The 17,498-nt window shown below is 65.8% G+C and carries 14 protein-coding genes; 3 read left to right on the forward strand and 11 right to left on the reverse strand.

What is annotated here, in order from left to right; genetic code table 11:
- Positions 1 to 9: 9 nt before the first annotated feature.
- Positions 10 to 3,192 carry a DUF6519 domain-containing protein gene (locus tag AB7245_RS32155; RefSeq protein ID WP_354102674.1) on the forward strand — a complete coding sequence of 1,061 codons (3,183 nt, stop codon included), beginning with the start codon at positions 10 to 12 and terminating at the stop codon, positions 3,190 to 3,192.
- A 15-nt stretch (positions 3,193 to 3,207) separates the two neighbouring features.
- On the forward strand, positions 3,208 to 3,729 hold the full coding sequence (locus AB7245_RS32160) for a hypothetical protein (protein WP_354102675.1): 522 nt from the start codon (positions 3,208 to 3,210) through the stop codon (positions 3,727 to 3,729).
- 28 nt (positions 3,730 to 3,757) lie between these two features.
- On the opposite strand, the gene AB7245_RS32165 is transcribed toward AB7245_RS32160, so the two are convergent.
- Genes AB7245_RS32165 through AB7245_RS32200 form a run of 8 tightly spaced genes read right to left on the reverse strand, consistent with a single transcriptional unit; the run spans position 3,758 to position 12,122 of the window.
- Positions 3,758 to 4,477 carry an ABC transporter ATP-binding protein gene (locus AB7245_RS32165; RefSeq protein WP_354102676.1) on the reverse strand — a complete coding sequence of 240 codons (720 nt, stop codon included), beginning with the start codon at positions 4,475 to 4,477 and terminating at the stop codon, positions 3,758 to 3,760.
- Positions 4,470 to 5,225, reverse strand: coding sequence for an ABC transporter ATP-binding protein (locus AB7245_RS32170; RefSeq protein WP_354102677.1), 756 nt, complete (start codon positions 5,223 to 5,225; stop codon positions 4,470 to 4,472). Before AB7245_RS32170 ends, AB7245_RS32165 begins: the two co-directional genes overlap by 8 nt.
- Positions 5,222 to 6,220, reverse strand: coding sequence for a branched-chain amino acid ABC transporter permease (locus AB7245_RS32175; RefSeq protein WP_354102678.1), 999 nt, complete (start codon positions 6,218 to 6,220; stop codon positions 5,222 to 5,224). Before AB7245_RS32175 ends, AB7245_RS32170 begins: the two co-directional genes overlap by 4 nt.
- Positions 6,217 to 7,092, reverse strand: a complete 876-nt coding sequence (locus tag AB7245_RS32180) for a branched-chain amino acid ABC transporter permease (RefSeq protein WP_028152185.1) — start codon at positions 7,090 to 7,092, stop codon at positions 6,217 to 6,219. Before AB7245_RS32180 ends, AB7245_RS32175 begins: the two co-directional genes overlap by 4 nt.
- Positions 7,093 to 7,103: 11 nt before the next feature.
- A complete protein-coding gene (locus tag AB7245_RS32185) occupies positions 7,104 to 8,345 on the reverse strand; it encodes an ABC transporter substrate-binding protein (RefSeq protein ID WP_283017248.1) in 1,242 nt (413 codons plus the stop codon).
- 23 nt (positions 8,346 to 8,368) lie between these two features.
- Complete coding sequence (locus AB7245_RS32190; RefSeq protein WP_354102679.1) at positions 8,369 to 10,744, reverse strand: xanthine dehydrogenase family protein molybdopterin-binding subunit; 2,376 nt, start codon at positions 10,742 to 10,744, stop codon at positions 8,369 to 8,371.
- A complete protein-coding gene (locus tag AB7245_RS32195) occupies positions 10,741 to 11,265 on the reverse strand; it encodes a (2Fe-2S)-binding protein (RefSeq protein ID WP_354102680.1) in 525 nt (174 codons plus the stop codon). The genes AB7245_RS32190 and AB7245_RS32195 overlap by 4 nt, the downstream gene beginning before the upstream one ends.
- Positions 11,262 to 12,122 (reverse strand): FAD binding domain-containing protein, encoded by an 861-nt coding sequence (locus tag AB7245_RS32200; protein WP_354102681.1) that lies wholly within the window; start codon positions 12,120 to 12,122, stop codon positions 11,262 to 11,264. Before AB7245_RS32200 ends, AB7245_RS32195 begins: the two co-directional genes overlap by 4 nt.
- A gap of 257 nt (positions 12,123 to 12,379) precedes the next feature.
- Here AB7245_RS32200 and AB7245_RS32205 point away from each other — a divergent pair, with 257 nt between their 5' ends.
- Positions 12,380 to 13,000, forward strand: coding sequence for a TetR/AcrR family transcriptional regulator (locus tag AB7245_RS32205; protein WP_354076762.1), 621 nt, complete (start codon positions 12,380 to 12,382; stop codon positions 12,998 to 13,000).
- On the opposite strand, the gene hutU is transcribed toward AB7245_RS32205, so the two are convergent.
- From hutU to hutI, 3 genes are read right to left on the reverse strand one after another with little or no spacing between them, the layout of a single operon-like run.
- Entirely contained in the window at positions 13,001 to 14,671 is a 1,671-nt protein-coding gene (hutU, locus tag AB7245_RS32210; RefSeq protein WP_354102682.1) for a urocanate hydratase, read from the reverse strand.
- A gap of 13 nt (positions 14,672 to 14,684) precedes the next feature.
- The gene (gene hutH, locus AB7245_RS32215; RefSeq protein ID WP_354102683.1) at positions 14,685 to 16,244 is read right to left on the reverse strand and encodes a histidine ammonia-lyase; all 1,560 of its coding nucleotides are present in this window, start codon (positions 16,242 to 16,244) and stop codon (positions 14,685 to 14,687) included.
- Positions 16,241 to 17,455 carry an imidazolonepropionase gene (gene hutI, locus AB7245_RS32220; RefSeq protein WP_354102684.1) on the reverse strand — a complete coding sequence of 405 codons (1,215 nt, stop codon included), beginning with the start codon at positions 17,453 to 17,455 and terminating at the stop codon, positions 16,241 to 16,243. The genes hutH and hutI overlap by 4 nt, the downstream gene beginning before the upstream one ends.
- Positions 17,456 to 17,498: the final 43 nt, after the last annotated feature.

The raw sequence follows: 17,498 nt of genomic DNA on the forward strand, positions 1-17,498 counted from the left end.
GAGGCTATCATGGGTGCCGACTTCTCACGCGTTCGTCTCGACCCGCTGCTCGACTTCGCCGGCGTGGAGCTGAAACAGGGCGCGGTGCTGCTGGACGGCGACGCCAACGAGCTGATGGCGATCCTCGATCGCAGGCTGCGTGCACTCGCCAGCGACATTCTCGACCGCGATACGGTGTCCTCGACGACCCCGGATGCATTCAAGCTCGGCGTTGCCGGCAATACGCTCGAGATCGGCAAGGGGCGGCTCTATGTCGACGGTCTGCTCGCGGAGAACCACGGCCTTGCCGATCCCGGCAAGCGCCTGTTCGACGATCTCATGGCCGAGACAGTCTTCACCGACAAGTTGACCTATGAGACCCAGCCCTATCTGCCGGCCAAGGTGCGGCCGCCACTGCCGACCGCCGGCCGTCATCTCGTCTATCTCGACGTCTGGAATCGCGAGCTGACCTGGCTCGAGCGGCCGGAACTGGTCGAGATCGCCGTCGGCGTCGAGACCAGCTCGCGGCTCCAGACGGTGTGGCAGGTGCGCGTGCTCGACACCGATGCCGGCGCCAACACCAGCTGCGCGACGCCCGACGAGGACATGCCGGGTTGGACCACAGTGATCGCGCCATCGACCGGCGTGCTTACGACAGGCACGTTCGACGCAGCTCCGGTGACCGACCCCTGCGAGCTGCCGCCGACCGGCGGCTTCCGCGGCCTCGAGAACCAGCTCTACCGGGTCGAGATCCACGACCCCGGCCAGCCCGGCGGCACTGCGACCTTCAAATGGTCGCGCGACAATGCCAGCGTCGGCTCGCGCGTCGCCAGCATGATCTCGGCCACCGAACTCGAGCTCGACAGTCTCGGGCGCGACGACGTGCTGCGTTTCAACACCGGCGACTGGGTCGAGATCATCGACGACGCCAGGGAGCTCTCGCAGAAGGCTGGCGAGATGCGCCGCATCACCGTCACCGAAGCGACCCGCCGCATCAGCTTCACACCGGCACTGCCGGCCCTGATGCTGCCGCCGGGATTCCCCAACAGCGATTGGCCGAAGCAGACCAATTTGCGGGTGCGCCGCTGGGATCAGAAAGGAAAGGTGTTCCGGACCGATGCCAGCGGCACACCGGTGCAGATCGGCGATCTCGATGCCGCCGGATCGACCGGCGTGATCAAGGTGCCCGCCGTGGGCACGACAGTCCTGCTCGAGGACGGCGTCACCGTGAGCTTCGATTCGACCGGGGCTGCGGGCTGCCGTGCCGGCGACTGGTGGGCCTTTGCCGCGCGCACAGCGGATGCCAGCGTCGAGTTGCTCGACCGCGCCCCACCGCGCGGCATCCATCACCATTATGCTCGGCTCGGCATCTGGGACGTCGACGCCCAGGGCGTCACCGACTGCCGCCACCCGTGGCCGCCGAAAGGCGAAGACCACGACTGTGCCTGCACGGCCTGTGTCACCGTCGAGCAGCACGAGAGCGGCAGCTTCACCATTCAGGACGCCGTCAACAAGGTGCGCGAGACCGGCGGCACCATCTGCCTCGGCCCCGGCCGCTACGTGCTCAAAGAGGCCGTGGCGATCAACCAGGCGAAATCGGTCCGCATCGCCGGCAAGGGCCCGGCGACGTTGCTGGTGGCGCCGACCGGCGCCTTCGCCATCCAGGACTCTTTTGCGATCGCAATCGAGGACCTCGCGATCCTTTCGCTCGCGCGCGATCCCACCATCGACGTCTCGACCTGCATCGGCCTCGGCCTGACCCGTCTCGCCATCGCGGCACTCGGCACCGAGAATGCACAGCTCCCGGCGGTGGTGCTGCGCGGTGTGGTTGGCGGTGCGAAGCTCGCCGAGAACGCGATCTTCGCGCCGGTTGCGATTGCGGGCGGCGCCCTCAAGGGCGTGGAGAACGGTGCCGGCTTCCTGCTGACGGCCGCGGTGACGATCGAGGAGAACGTCCTGCTGTGCCAGCGCGGCGCGATCGCCTTCGCCGACGAGGTGCTACATCTGCTCGCCACGCGGATCGCGCACAACGAGATCATCGGCTGCACCGACACCGCCATCGCCGCGCAGGGCCTTGCGCTTCCCGGCGCCTCGCTGGCGATCGACGGCAACAGTTGCAACGTCACGGCCAACGGCATCGCCTGTGCCGCGGCGGGGCTGTGGATCGAGCGCAACCAGCTGCGCAACTGGTCGCCCGGCGACCACGTCGGCATCGGGCTGATCCCCGGGCTCGACCGCCGCAGCACCGCCACCGCGCATATCCTCGCCAACCAGATCCACGGCTTCGGCACGGCCGGAATCAAGGTGATAGCCGGGGCACAGGACCTGATCATCAAGCTCAACGCGATCGACGCCTGCGGCGCCGGGATCATGCTCGGCGGCGCGACCGACGCCGCAGCCGTCTCGATCGAGAACAACCACATCCGCAACATCGAACCGGTCTCCGAGAGCGAGAACGGCACCGTAGTCGGCATCGAGGTGATTCGTGCCGACAGCGCGACGATTGCGGGCAATCTGGTTCGCGCGATCGGCCTGACGGCGGTCAAGGCGGCGCTGCGCGCCGGCGTCGTCACCTTCGGCGTCAACCGCCCGCGCGTGAGCGGCAACGAGATCGTCGAGGTCGCGCCCGCCAAGGGGTTTGTCGGCACCAGCGCCGGCATCATGCTGCGCGCGCCGCAGACCCAGATCGAGGTCAATCACAACAGCGTGCAGCGCGACCTCACGCCGGGCGTGGACAATTCGGACGGCAACTGGTTCGCGCTCACCACGGCGGAGGTCAATCCGAAGGTGCCGTTCGGACAGGCCGGCGACAAGGTCGCGATCCGGCTCGGCGAGGGGCGGATCCTCGCGCTCGGCGCCGACTATGCGTTCGTCAGGGCAAGCCTTGCCGCCAACGACACCGAGGGCGCGCGCGCCGGCATCATCGGCAACATGCTGGCCGCGCGCGGGCCTGCCCCCGCCGTTCTGGTCGTGGCCGGCCAGGAATGCCTGTTCAACGACAACCGGGTGGAATCCGGCAGCAGAAGCGTCGCCGTTTCGCTGGAGAGCGCGGTCGCCATCATCAGCACGAACCGGGTGCGCGGCGGCGAAAGCTCGATCCGCCTCACCGGCGCGCGGGCAGTGACCGTGATCGGCAACATTACAACCAGCAACATCATCATCCCCGGCGGCATTGCCAACACGCCGTGGGCGCCACTCAACGTGATCGGCTAATCCGCGGAGATTTCGATGCGCACCTTCATCGTTGGAGACGAGACAAAACTCAAGGCTGTCAGCGAGAAGCTGCTGCATGCCAATCTGAGCCAGGTTCGCAGCGAGGCTGCGCTGAAAGCCTTGCAGCAGGCCAATCCGCATGCCGATCTGAACAGGCTCGCGCGTGGCACCGTACTGTTCGTGCCGGATACGCCGGGCTTCAAGGTCAGCACCACAAGCTCCGCCACCGAGGGTCCGCTCGCAGCCTTGCACGAGTTCCTGGACAACGCGCTCGGCCTCGCGCTCGAGGAGACCGCGGCCGGCAGCAACGCGCGGCTCGCGGATCAGGAGCAGACCGTCAAGGCCTTCGACGACGGCGCGGTGAAGAAAGCGATCGGCGACCCCAATGTGGGCGGCCAGATCCGCGAAAGCGTCAATGCCGTCAGGAAAGGCTTCGAGGCCGATCGCGAGCTTGCCGCGCGCGCGGAAAAGAACATCACCGAGGTCGGCAAGGCCGCGATCGCAAAGCTCAACGAGCTCGGCAAGCTGCTTGGATGACCTGCTGGCGTGCGGCCCTCCGGAGCCGTCACACCGCGCAATAGCGCTCCTGGATGTCCTTGTCCGCCAGCAGTGCCGCGGCGCTGCTTTGATGCACGACCTCGCCCTGGTCGATGATCACGGCGCGGTCGGCCAGCCGCAGGGCCCATTCGACGTTCTGCTCGACCAGCAGCAGTGTCTTGCCCTCGTCGCGCAGGCGGCGGAACAGCACGCCCATCTCCTCGACCAGGACGGGCATGATGCCTTCCGAGGGTTCGTCGAGCAGGATCATCTTGGGCTTTGCGATCAGCGCGCGGGCGATCGCGAGCATCTGTTGCTCGCCGCCCGAAAGCGTGACGCCCTCCTGATCGAGGCGTTCCTTCAGGCGCGGAAAGGTTTCGGCGATCTCGTCGATCGCGGCGCGCTCCTCGATCTCGCTTCCGGCCGCGACTAGGCCGAGCCGCAAGTTCTCGCGCACAGAGAGCCCGGGAACGATGCGGCGCTCCTCCGGCACATAGGCCAAACCGAGATGGAAGCGCTGATGAGCGCGGAGCGGCAGAAGATCCCCGCCCGCAAAACGCACGCGGCCGGTGGCTTTCGGCATCAGACCCATCATCGCCCGCAGCGTGGTGGTCTTACCGGCGCCGTTGCGACCGACGAGAGCTACCACCTCGCCCTCCTTCACGTGCAGGGAGATGCCGTGCAGGATATGGCTTGCGCCATACCAGGCGTGGAGATCTTCGATTTCGAGCAGCGCGGTCTCAGCCATAGCCTTCACTCTGTCCGAGGTAAACCCGCCGGACTTCCGGGTTGCTCCTGATCTCGTCGGGCCCGCCGTCCGCCAGCAGACGGCCGTGATGCAGCACCACGACACGCTTGGACAGGCCGAGCACCATCTTCATCTTGTGCTCGACCAGCAGCACCGTGCGCTTCTCCGCGAGCCGTTCGAGCAGCGCGACCATGTCCTTGGTCTCTTCCGGCCCCATGCCGGCGGTGGGCTCGTCGAGCAGGAGCAGCTCAGGCTCGGAGACCAGCGCGATCGCGATCTCCAGCGCGCGCTGCTGGCCGTGCGAGAGGAATTTTGCCAATTCAGCGCGTTTGCCGAGCAGTCCGACCGCCTCAAGCGCCGCATCGGCGCGCGCGTTCAGCTCCGTCAGCCGGGCGCGGTTGCGCCAGATGTCGTAGCTCACGGTCAGCGCCTGCGCCGCCACACGCACATTTTCGTGCACGGACAAGTCCGGAAAGATGTTCGTGATCTGGTAGGAGCGCGAGATGCCCTGATGCACGAAGCGGTGCTGCGGCAGGCCGTTCAGTTCGCGGTCCCTGAAGTGTAGCGTGCCCGACGTCGGGGCCAGCGCGCCGGAGAGGATGTTGAAGAAGGTGCTCTTGCCAGCGCCGTTCGGCCCGATGATCGAGGTGAGCTGTCCCGCCGCAAAGGACACGGTAATGTCTTCGAGCGCGACGAAGCCGCCAAAACGCTTGCCGACCCCCTCGACGCGAAGCAGTTCGCCGCTCATGGCCGCGCCTTTCCGATGCCGAGCGTGTCGAGCAGCGTTCCCCAGATCCCCTTGGGCAGGAACAGCACGAACAGCACGAAGATCGCGCCGACAAAAATCTGCCAATGCGGCGTCCAAAGCGAGATGACATCCTCCAGGATCAGGAAGCTCGCAGCCCCGACGAAGGGCCCGAAGAAGCTGCGCGCACCGCCGAGCAGCACCATCATCACGATCATGCCCGATGTCTGGTAGTGCAAAAGGTCCAGCGGTACGATCGAAAGGTGCAGCGCCAGCATGCAGCCGCCAAGCGATGAGATCGCGCCCGACAGCATGAACACGATCAGCTTGCTGCGCTCGACGTCATAGCCGCAGGCCCGCGCCCGCTGCTCGTTTTCGCGGATGGCCTCGATGACGGCGCCGAACGGCGAGTTCAGGATCCGCGACTGGAACCACATCGCCAGCGCAGCGAAGGCCATCAGCACATAGTATTTGTTGACGGGGTCGAGGAAATTGACGGGGAAACCGAACAGGCTGATGCGGTCGACGGTGAAACCACGCAGGCCGTTCTCGCCACCCGTAAAGGACGAGGCCTGCAGCGCGACGTAATAGACGAGCTGGGCCAGCGCCAGCGTCACCATGGAAAAATAGATGCCGCGGGTGCGCGTCGAGACGATGCCGATTGCGGCGGCAAGGCCGGTGCTCAGGAGGACGGCGATCGGCACCGCGGCGAACCAGGGCACGCCGTAGCGGCCGATCGCAATGCCGGTGAAGTAGGCGCCCGCGCCGAAGAACGCCGCCTGCCCGAACGACAGCAGCCCGGTGTAGCCGAACAGCAGATTGTAGCCCATCACCACGACGCCGTAGATCAGGACGTTGACGGCCAACGCCTGGGACGGCAGCAGCCATGGCAGCACGGCCAGCACCGCAATCGACAGCAGCACGCGCTGCTCGAGAATCCAGCCGAGCCAGCTGGACGAGGGCTTGGCGACCGCTTCGCCGCTCGATGGTGACGTCACGCGGTCCTCCCTCTCACGCCGAACAGGCCTTGCGGGCGGATCAGAAGCACAATCGCCATCAGCGCGAACATGACGATGGTCGCCATTTCAGGTGCGAACAGCGCCACCAGGCTGATGGAGATGCCGACCATGAGGCCGGCGACGACCGCGCCGACGATCGAGCCGAGGCCACCGATCACGGTCACGACGAAGGCCTCCGCCAGTACCAACGAGCCCATCTCCGGATTGACGCTGCGCATGGGACCCGCCAGCACACCGCCCAGCGCGGCAAGTCCGACGCCAAGGCCAAAAATCGCGAGCCAGACCCGGCCGATATCGACGCCGAGCACCTGCATGATGGTGGGATCGCGGGCGCCCGCGCGCACAATGAGGCCGATGCGGGTCTTCTCCAGCGTCAGCCAGAGCACCAGCAGCACCACCGCCACCAGTGCGATGACGAACAGGCGGTAGCGCGGGAAGAAGCCGATGCCGAGATCGAGCACGCCGACGAGCTGCGGCGGGGTCGGAAACGGAATGCCGTCGCTACCGAACACGATGCGCACACCCTCGACCAGGATGTAGCTGAGGCCGAAGGTGAGCAGCAGCGGATCGTCGATCGAGCGTCCATAGAGCCTGCGGATCAGGACGAGCTCGATCAGCATGCCGAACGCGCCGATCAAAATGGGAGCGAGCAGCAATCCCCACCAGAAGCTGCCGGTGAGCGATGCCAGATACAGCCCCGCATAGGCTCCGATCATGAACAGCGCGCCATGGGCGAAATTGACCACCCCGAGCATGCCGAACACGATGGTCAGTCCAAGCGCAGTGATCACCAGGACCGCCCCAAGGGCGATCCCGGAAAGAAGCTGCATGATGATCAGCGACAGGTCCATCGGTTGAGGCTTCAGGTCGCGTGGCCGAGCTCGCTGCAGCTGCGCAGCATATCATCGGAGCCGGTGTCGTTGGCGAGAATCGCAAACAGGTCGTTGTCGTTCGCCATCGCGGACTTCTTCTTGGACTCCAGCACCAGCACCGACTGCACCGACTGGTGGTCGCATTTGCGGTAATGCTGCGGGCCCTTGGTCAAGTCATATTGCAGCTTCTCGAGGGCATCGACGACCTTGTCGGTGTCGGTGCCGCCGGCGGCCTGCATGGCTGCCAGCAGCGATCCGACGCCGGAATAGCCGTAGGCGCCGTAATCGGTCGGGATCGCACCGCCATTGGCGGCCTTGAACGCCGCGTTGAAAGCGGCCGCCGATTTGCTCTGCGGCTCCAGGCCCCAATAGTAATTGGCACCGCCGACCACGCCCTCGAACACGTCAGGGCCGACCGCGAGCCGCTGGTTGTGCAGGATGACGGGCACGACGATCTTCATCTGCTGCTTGACGCCGAAATCCACCGCCTGCTTGATCGCGTTGGCCTGGTCGCGGCCGAAATTGGAAATGCAGAGCACGTCCGGCCGCATCGACATCAGGCGCGGCATGAAGGTGGAATAGTCGGCCGCGCCGAACGGATGAAGAATTTCGCCGACGGTATCGGCGCCGATCGCCGTCTGCGCGCGCTTGAAGCCACGCAGCATCTCGTGACCATAGGCGTAGTCCGCAACGAGATGGGCGACCTTCATGCCCTTCTTCAGCGTCTGCCGCGCCACCGCAGCGGTCGTCATGTGCGGGTTCAGCGCCTCGTGGAACGTATACTTACTGAAATCCTTGGCCTCGTTGATGGTGTCGGACTGGCTGATCGACACGTAGATCACGCCGCGGGCACGGGTGACTTCATTGACGGCGAGCTGCACCGCGCTGGAAAGCGCGCCCACCACGGCGTGGACCTTGTCCTTCTCGATCAGCTCCAGCGTCCGGGTCGCGGCCTCGCCGGCATTGAGCTTGTCGTCACGCACCAAGAGCTCGACCTTGCGGCCGCCGATGCCGCCCTTGTCGTTGACGAGCTTGACGGCGAGCTCGGCGCATTTGACCTGATCGCGCGCCTCAGCGGCGAACGGTCCGGTCAGCGGCGTCGGGAAGCCAATGCGAATCGTCTCGTCCGCGGCGCGGCCGAGCCGCGGCATGGCGAGCAGGGCGGCGCCGGCGGAGAGGCCGGCGAGCGCAGTGCGGCGGGATATTGTCGAGGTCGAACCGGATTTGGGCATGATTTCCTCCAACTGTCTTTTTTCTAGAAACGCTTCAGAGCTTTCAGGACTTTTGTCGGCGTGATCGGAATCGAGTTGATCGTGGCGCCGAACGGCGCGAGCGCATCGTTGACGGCATTGAGTACGCAGGCGGACGCCGCCGCCGTGCCGGCTTCGCCCACCCCCTTGGCTCCGAGCACGGTGTCGGCGGTCGGCGTCTCGACATGGCCGATGACGATGTCGGGCATCTCCATCGGCATCGGGACGAGGTAGTCGGCGAGCGATCCGTTCATGAGCTGGCCGGTCTCGCTGTAGCGGCATTCCTCGAACAGCGCCGCACCCAGCCCCTGGACGATGCCGCCGCGAAGCTGCTCGTCCACCAGCATCGGATTGATGACGCGGCCGCAATCCTCGACGATGAAGTGCTTCAGCACCTTGATGAAGCCGGTCTCGATATCGACCTCCAGCGAACAGCCCTGGATGCCGTTGGTGAAAGCGAACGGATAGCCCTGCGGCGCGAAGTGATGACTGACGGTCAGCTGCGCCTGCGTGCCGGGCGGCAAGGTGTCGGAGCGGAAATACGCGATCCGCGCGATCTCGGAGATCGGCAACCGCTGGTTCCGGGTCACGGCGTCGACGACCTCGCCATCGATGATGTCGAGTGCCGACGGCTGCTCCTGAAGAATGAGCGCGGCAATCTCCAGAATATTGCGCTTGAGCACGCGCGTGGCCTGCAGCGCGGTCTCGCCGCCGATGCCGGCGCCACGGCAGGCCCAGGTCGCGCCGCCATGCGGCGTCACCTCGGTATCTCCTGTGATGACCTTGACGTGTTCCTGCGCAAGGCCGAGCTGATCGGCCACGATCTGGCTGATGATCGCCTCGGTGCCCTGCCCCTGCTCGGTGACCGAGATCAGGCAGCGGACCTCGCCCGACGGCGTCAGGCTGAGGATCGCGCCGTCCTGCGACGAGATGCGTGCACCGCCGACGCCGTAGAAGGCCGGGCTGGGATTGGTGATCTCGACGAAGGCCGCAATGCCGATGCCGCGATAGATGCCGCGCTTGCGCAAATCGGCCTGCTCGGCGCGCAACGCCTCATAACCCATCATCTCGTGCAGGCGCTTCAGGCAGGCCTGATGCGACAGCGCCTCGAAGCGATAGCCGGTCGGCGAAGTCTGCGGATAGGCGTCGTCAGCGATAACGTTCTGCGCGCGGATGGCGAAGGGATCGAGGCCAACCTTGACCGCCGCCATGTCAACTAACCGCTCGGTGACGGCGCAGGCGATGGGATGGCCGACGGCGCGATACTGGCTGGTCTGCACCTTGTTCTGGAAGATCACCTCCAGCGTGGCGCGATAGTTCTTGAAACGATAGGGCGCGCCGATCAGGCGGATCACCTGATTGCCCTCGACCACGCTGGTGCGCGGATAGGTCGAGAACGCCCCGATCGCGGTCAGGTCCAGCACGTCCATCGCCAGAATCTCGCCCTTGGCATCCAGCGCCATGCGGGCGCGGACGCGATGATCGCGCGCGTGGATGTCGGAGACGAAGGACTCGATGCGGTCGGCGACGTATTTGACGGGACGGCCGAGCAGGATCGAGAGGCCGACCACCGCCATGTCCTCGTGATAGACATGCAGCTTCATCCCGAAGGAGCCGCCGATGTCGGTCGCGATGACGCGGACGCGGGCCTCGGGGATGCCGTAGTGGCGCGAATAGAGATCCTGGAACTGGTAAGGCGTCTGCGTCGCGTGATGCACGGTGAGTGCGCCGGCGGCGGGATCGTAGTCCGCAACGATGGCGCGCGGCTCCAGCGTCACCGCGGTGTGGCGGCCGAAGGAGAACTCCTCTTCCACCACGTGCGCGGCATGCGCAAAGGCGTCGTCAACGGCGCCATTGTCGAGCTGGGCCCGGAAACAGGTGTTATTGACACTGCCGGGATTGATCAGCGGGCCACCAACCTCTCGTGCACTGTCGATATCGACGACGACAGGGAGGTCCTCGTAATCGATCTCGATGAGCTCCAGCGCATCTTCCGCAATCGCCCGGCTCTCGGCGACGACGGCCACCACAGCCTGCCCGGCCCAGACCACGCGGTCGAGCGGCAATGGCAATTGCGGAGCCGACGTCATGCCCTTGAAGTGATCGAGCGTGCCGGTCCAGGGCGTGCATATCTTTGCGAGGTCCTCGCCGGTGGCAACGAGATGCACCCCTTCGAGCGCGCGCGCCTGCTCGGTATTGATGGCGACGATCTTCGCGTGCGCATGCGGACTGCGCAGGAAGGCGGCATGGAGCATACGCGGCAAGCGAAGGTCGCTGACATAGCGTCCGCGGCCGGCGAGCAACCGCTTGGCGTTCGGGCGTGGCACGGAGCGGCCGATATAGGAGTTCGGACGGTCGAGTGAGGTCAGCGGCGCGCTCATGTCGCGCCTCCACTTTCATTGCGCGCTTTGGCCACCGCGTCGATGGCGTCGACGATCGCCTCATAGCCGGTGCAGCGACAGTAGTTGCCCGACAGCGCGTCGCGGATTTCGTCGCGGCTGGGCCGCGCGATCTGCGAGAGCAACTCGTGCGCATTGACCAGCATGCCCGGCGTGCAGAAGCCGCATTGCAGCGCGTTGCGGCGATGGAATTCGGCCTGGAGATCGGCAATCGCGCCGCTCTCGGTAAGACCTTCGATGGTATTGATCTTGGCGCCATCGGCCTGCACTGCAAAGATCAGGCAGGAGTGCACAGCGCGGCCGTCGAGCTGCACCAGGCAGGCGCCGCAGGCCCCCATCTCGCAGCCCGCATGCGTGCCGGTCAGTTCGAGCGCGTTGCGCAGGCAATCGACCAGCGTCTCGCGCGGCGCCACCTCGCAGGCGACCTTGCGGCCATTGACGACGAAGCGGACCCGCACGGTCTCGTCGGGGTCGTCCAAAAGGGTTTCGTCAAAACCGCTCATGCGCCCTCACCCAGACGTCCGAGCAGGCGGCCGAGCAGCACGCGGGCGAGATGCAGCCGCATCGCCGGCGGCACCTCGTCGCTGTCCGGCGGGGCGAGATCGCCTTCGAGCGCCGCTTGCGCGGCGGCGATACGTTCAGGATCCAGGTTCGAGCCGATCAGGGTTGCCTCAGCGCCCTTCACCCGCGTCGGTGTATTGCCGACCGAGAAGAAGGAAATGCGGATGTCGTCGATGCGTTCGGCTGTGAAAGTCGCAAGCATGCCGCATCCGACCAGAGCATAGTCCCCGCGCCGGCGCGCAAGCTCGTCGAATGCAAAGCGCTGATCGGCCTTGAACAGCGGAACGTAGATCGCGGTGATCAGCTCGCCGGGCTGCAACGCGGTCTCGAACAGCTCGACGAAGAAGTCGTCGGCCTTCACGCGCCGGCTGCCGGAAGGACCAGCGATATCGATCTCGGCATCGAGCGCCAGGGTCATCGCCGGGAATTCGGAGGCGGGATCGGCGAGCGCGACGCTGCCGCCAAAGGTGCCGCGGTTGCGGATCGCGGGATGGGCGACGAAGGGGGCGGCCGCATGCAGCAGCGGCGCGAACTCGGCGATCAGCGGCTCGCTCAGCATCTCGCAGTGCCGCGTCAGCGCGCCGATACGCAAATAGGCGCCCTCGCGCCGGACGCCGCGCAGCTCGCCAATATGGGTGATGTCGATCAGCAACCGCGGCGCTTGTAGCCGCAGCGATAACGCCGGCACGAGGCTCTGCCCCCCGGCAATGAAGCGCGCGTCATCGCCGGCGCGGGCATGAGCATCCAGCGCCTGGTCGATCGTCGCAGCACGAAAATAGCTGAAAGCCCTCGCCTTCACCGCCGTTTCCTCGAGATCCGTCGGCTCATCAGCCGGGATGCCAGATTTGTAACCATCTGGTCTCAAAATCCTGACACGCCGTCAAAGACCGGTCAACAGGAAATGACCATTTGGTCACAAATGCACCTTTAGGCTAAGAAGGCAGCCTGAGATTGCTAAACAGCGACGAAATGGCCCGAAAAGCGCAGAAACCAGCGAAGCGACCGGTCCGGAAGCGGACGGACACAGGCAGCAAGTCCGCGCCAAAGCGCCGCAACATGCGTGCGGCCGACCGCGAGCGCGCGATCGTGGACGAGGCGATCCGCTTCTTCGCCGAGCATGGCTTCGAGGGCCAGACCCGCGAGCTCGCCAAACGCATGGGCATCACGCATTCGGCGATCTATCGCCACTTCCCGAGCAAGGAGGCGCTGATCGAGCGGGTCTACCAGGAGGTCTATCTCAGCCGCTGGTCGCCCGACTGGGGGTCGATGATCCGCGACCGCTCGCTGTCGCTGGAGGCGCGGCTGACGCGCTTCTACCTCGATTATGTCGAGCGCGTGTTCGAGTACAATTGGGTGCGGATCTTCGTCTTCTCCGGCATGAAGTCGTTCGGCATCACCGGCCGTTATCTCGACATTGTCCGCCGCGAGATCATCGAGCCGGCGGCGGCCGAGCTGCGCCACGATCTGAAGCTGCCCGACGCGAAGTCCCATCCGCTCAGCGAACGCGAGACCGAGCTGTTCTGGGGCCTGCACGGCCGCATCTTCTATCTCGCCATCCGCAAGTTCATCTACGAGACGCCGATCCCGCCCGATCTCGACGCGATCGTCCGCGACGCCGTCCAGACCTTCATGGACGGCGCGAAGATGACGATGCCGAAGCTGCTGGTGAGCGGCTAGTTACTTCGCGAGGCTCGGCAGATCGAGGCCCTTGTCACGGGCACAATCGATCGCAGTCTCATAGCCCGCATCGGCGTGACGCATGACGCCGCTGGCGGGATCGTTCCAGAGCACGCGCTCGATCCGCTTGGCCGCTTCCGGCGTACCGTCGGCGACGATCACCATGCCGGCATGCTGCGAGTAGCCGATGCCGACGCCGCCGCCATGGTGCAGCGAGACCCAGGTCGCGCCGCTGGCGCAATTGAGCAGTGCGTTGAGCAGCGGCCAGTCGGACACAGCGTCCGATCCGTCCTTCATCGCCTCGGTCTCACGGTTGGGACTCGCCACCGAGCCGCTGTCGAGATGATCGCGGCCGATCACGATCGGCGCCTTCAGTTCGCCACGTGCCACCATCTCGTTGAAGGCAAGGCCCAGGCGATCTCGGTCGCCGAGGCCGACCCAGCAGATCCGCGCCGGCAGGCCCTGGAACTTGATCCGCTCCCTGGCCATATCGAGCCAGTTGTGCAGATGCTTGTCGTCAGGCATCAGCTCCTTGACCTTGGCGTCGGTCTTGAAGATGTCCTCGGGATCGCCCGACAGCGCAGCCCAGCGGAACGGCCCGACGCCTCGGCAGAACAAGGGACGGATATAGGCGGGAACGAAGCCCGGAAAATCGAACGCGTTCTTCAGGCCCATGTCCTGCGCCATCTGGCGGATGTTGTTGCCGTAGTCGAGCGTCGGAATGCCCTGCGCATGGAAATCCAGCATGGCCTGGACGTGCTCGACCATCGACGTCTTTGAAGCGCGCTCCACCGCCTTCGGATCCGAGGCGCGCTTGGTTTCCCAATCGGCGAGCGTCCAGCCCTTTGGCAAGTAGCCGTTGATCGGATCATGCGCGCTGGTCTGGTCGGTCACGATGTCGGGCTTGACGCCGCGGCGCACCAGCTCGGGGAAAATCTCCGCGGCATTGCCGAGCAGGCCGACCGAGACCGCCTTCTTCGTCCTCGCGGCCTCTTCCATGATCGCAAGCGCCTCGTCGAGCGTCTCGGCCTGCCGATCGAGATAGCCGGTACGCAGTCGCATCTCGATGCGGCTCGGCTGGCATTCGACCGCGAGCATCGAGGCGCCCGCCATGGTCGCGGCCAGCGGTTGCGCGCCGCCCATGCCGCCGAGACCGGCGGTGAGAATCCATCTTCCCGCGAGGCTGCCGCCATAGTGGCGCCGGCCGACCTCGACGAAGGTCTCGTAGGTGCCCTGCACGATGCCCTGGCTGCCGATATAGATCCAGGAGCCCGCCGTCATCTGGCCGTACATCATCAGGCCCTTGCGATCGAGCTCGTTGAAATGGTCGAGCGTCGCCCAATGCGGCACGATGTTGGAGTTCGCGATCAGGACGCGCGGGGCATCGGCATGGGTGCGGAAGACACCGACCGGCTTGCCGGACTGGACCAGCAGCGTCTCGTCATTTTCGAGCTTGCGCAAGGCCGCCGTGATGCGGTCAAAGCTCTCCCAGTCGCGCGCGGCGCGGCCAATGCCGCCATAGACGACGAGCTCGCTCGGACGCTCCGCGACATCGGGGTCGAGATTGTTCATCAGCATGCGCAGGGGCGCTTCCGTCAGCCAGCTCTTGGCGCTGATGTCGCTGCCGCGGGGGGCGCGGATGGTGCGGTCATTGTCCAGTCGGCGGTTCATGCGGAGCACCTCTTTAGTCAAGTCTCGGGAACGGATCGGTTGGAAGCGCCGCGATCGCCACGGCCGGTAGCGCATCGGCTTCGATCAGCGCAGCCGCCTTGGCGAGATCGCCGGCCATGTAGCGATCGGCACCGAGCGCGGGCACATGCTCGCGAAGCGCAGCGATGACGGCAACGAGTGGCGCGCTGGTCGCATGCGGCGCACGCAGCGTGATGCCTTGCGCTGCGACCAGAAGCTCGATGCCGAGGATGGCGGCGAGGTTATCGGCCATATCCGAGAGGCGACGCGCGGCGTGCGCGGCCATCGAGACATGGTCTTCCTGGTTGGCGCTGGTCGGAGTGGAGTCGATCGAGCAGGCCGCCGCACGCTGCTTGTTCTCGGCGTAGAGCGCGGCGGCCGTGACCTCGGCGATCATGAAGCCGGAATTGATGCCGGGATCGGGCGTCAGAAACGGCGGCAGACCGAAATTGAGCGCGGGATCGACCAGCGTCGCGATGCGCCGCTCGCTGATCGCACCGATTTCCGACAGCGCCAGCGCGATCGTATCGGCGGCAAAGGCGACCGGCTCGGCGTGGAAATTGCCTCCGGAGACGATCTCGCCGGTCTCGACCAGGACGAGCGGATTGTCGGTGACGGCGTTTGCTTCGACGATCAGCGTGCGCGCGGCCTGCGTGATCAGGTCGAGCGCAGCGCCCGCGACCTGCGGCTGGCACCGCAGGCAATAGGGATCCTGCACGCGCTCGTCACCTTCGAGATGCGACAACCTGATATCGCTGCCGTCGAGCAACGCTGTCAACGTCGCGGCGGCAGCGACCTGTCCTGCGTGACCGCGCAACGCCTGAATTTCCGGGCGGAACGGCGCCGTCGAGGCCATTGCCGCATCGACCGACAGCGCGCCGGTCACGAGCGCGGCGCGAGCCAGGCAAAACGCGCGCAGCACGCCGGAGATAGCGTAGGCCGTCGAGAACTGCGTCCCGTTGATCAGCGCAAGCCCCTCCTTGGGGCCCAGCGTCAGCGGCGCAAGTCCGGCGACGGCGAGTGCCTCACGGCCGGAGACAGTCTTGCCACCAACGATCGCCTGCCCCTCGCCGATCATCACCGCCGTCATATGCGCGAGCGGCGCAAGATCGCCGGAGGCACCGACCGATCCTTGCTGCGGCACCAGCGGATAGACGCCCTGCGCCAGCATGGCCTGCAACTGCTCGATCACCTCGCAGCGCACGCCGGAGGCGCCGCGGCCGAGCGAGACGACCTTCAGCGCCATCATCAGCCGTACGATCGGCTCCGGCGTGACCGGGCCGACGCCGCAGCAATGCGAGACGATGAGATTGCGCTGGAGCAGCGCGGTCTGGTCGGGCGGAATGCGCTTCGAGGCCAGTTTTCCAAAACCGGTATTGATGCCGTAGACCGGCGCGGCGGCGTGTGCTGCCTTTGCGACGATCTCCGCGGCCGCCTCGACGCGCGGCCGGAATGACGGATCGAGTACAACAGGAGCGCCCGCGAGCACGCGCGCGAGATCGTCGAGGCTGACCGTTCCCGGCTTGACGACGATCGCTGCGCCCTGTTCCGTCACTGTCCCCTCCACACCCGGCGATGCAGCGGATTGAAGCCGATGCGGTAGACGAGCTCGGCGGGCCGCTCGATGTCCCAGATCGCGAGATCGCACCACTTCCCAGCTTCCAGCGTGCCGGTTTCATTGAGCACGCCGAGCGCACGCGCGCCTTCGCGCGTAACACCAGCGAGGCATTCAGCCACCGTCATCCGGAACAGCGTCGCGCCCATGTTCATCGTGAGCAGGAGCGATGTCAGCGGCGAGCTCCCGGGATTGCAGTCGGTCGCGAGCGCAATGTGGACGCCGTGCTTGCGGAACGCTTCGATCGGCGGCTTTTGCGTCTCGCGGATGAAATAGAAGGCGCCGGGCAGCAGCACGGCGACAGTTCCGGCCTTCGCCATTGTGGCGGCGCCGGCCTCGTCGGTATGCTCGAGATGATCGGCGGAGAGCGCCGAGAATTTTGCGGCAAGTGCTGCGCCGCCGAGATTCGACAGCTGGTCGGCATGGAGCTTGACCGGCAGGCCAAGCCCTCTCGCCGTCTCGAACACCCGCGCGGTCTGCTCGGCCGAGAACGCGATACCCTCCATGAATGCATCGACGGCATCGGCAAGACCGACCTTTGCGACGGCCGGCAGCATCTCATGACACACGAAATCGATGTAGCGATCCTTATCACCGCCGGCCTCCACAGGCAGCGCATGCGCCCCGAGAAAGGAGGTGCGGATCGCAACCGGCCGCTGACGGCCGAGGATGCGCGCCGCTGAAAGCTGCCGCATCTCGGTCTCGACATCGAGGCCGTAACCGGACTTGATCTCGATGGTGGTGACACCCTCGCCAATCAGCGCATCGAGCCGCGGCAGCGCGCTTGCAACGAGCTCGGCCTCGCTCGCCTCGCGTGTCGCGGCGACTGTCGAGACAATGCCGCCACCGGCGCGCGCGATTTCTTCGTAGCTTGCGCCCTTCAGGCGCAGCTCGAATTCATGCGCGCGATTGCCGCCATAGACGAGATGGGTATGGCAATCGACGAGGCCGGGCGTGATCCAACGCCCCTCGCAATCGATCCGCTTGATCGCGTCCGCATCACCAGGGAAATCCGCCGCTGCGCCCGCATAGACGATATGGCTGCCGCGCGTGGCGATCACGCCATGCTCGATCTCGCCGAGATCGGGACGGTCGGCCCGCATCGTGGCGAGCCGGGCGTTGTGCCAGATCCGGTCGAAGCGCTCTGCCATGCAATGGTCCCTTCGTGGGATGCTTGACTTATATGTCTAGACA

The sequence above is a fragment of the Bradyrhizobium sp. 604_D8_N2_3 genome (assembly GCF_051810765.1).
GTDB lineage: Bacteria > Pseudomonadota > Alphaproteobacteria > Rhizobiales > Xanthobacteraceae > Bradyrhizobium > Bradyrhizobium barranii.

Excerpts from the sequence above, each read along its gene's own strand:
- AB7245_RS32155 (WP_354102674.1), top strand. The coding sequence starts at position 10 with ATGGGTGCCGACTTCTCACGCGTTCGTCTCGACCCGCTGCTCGACTTC.
- AB7245_RS32160 (WP_354102675.1), top strand. The coding sequence starts at position 3,208 with ATGCGCACCTTCATCGTTGGAGACGAGACAAAACTCAAGGCTGTCAGC.
- AB7245_RS32165 (WP_354102676.1), bottom strand. The coding sequence starts at position 4,477 with ATGGCTGAGACCGCGCTGCTCGAAATCGAAGATCTCCACGCCTGGTAT.
- AB7245_RS32170 (WP_354102677.1), bottom strand. The coding sequence starts at position 5,225 with ATGAGCGGCGAACTGCTTCGCGTCGAGGGGGTCGGCAAGCGTTTTGGC.
- AB7245_RS32180 (WP_028152185.1), bottom strand. The coding sequence starts at position 7,092 with ATGGACCTGTCGCTGATCATCATGCAGCTTCTTTCCGGGATCGCCCTT.
- AB7245_RS32185 (WP_283017248.1), bottom strand. The coding sequence starts at position 8,345 with ATGCCCAAATCCGGTTCGACCTCGACAATATCCCGCCGCACTGCGCTC.
- AB7245_RS32190 (WP_354102679.1), bottom strand. The coding sequence starts at position 10,744 with ATGAGCGCGCCGCTGACCTCACTCGACCGTCCGAACTCCTATATCGGC.
- AB7245_RS32195 (WP_354102680.1), bottom strand. The coding sequence starts at position 11,265 with ATGAGCGGTTTTGACGAAACCCTTTTGGACGACCCCGACGAGACCGTG.
- AB7245_RS32205 (WP_354076762.1), top strand. The coding sequence starts at position 12,380 with ATGCGTGCGGCCGACCGCGAGCGCGCGATCGTGGACGAGGCGATCCGC.
- hutU (WP_354102682.1), bottom strand. The coding sequence starts at position 14,671 with ATGAACCGCCGACTGGACAATGACCGCACCATCCGCGCCCCCCGCGGC.
- hutI (WP_354102684.1), bottom strand. The coding sequence starts at position 17,455 with ATGGCAGAGCGCTTCGACCGGATCTGGCACAACGCCCGGCTCGCCACG.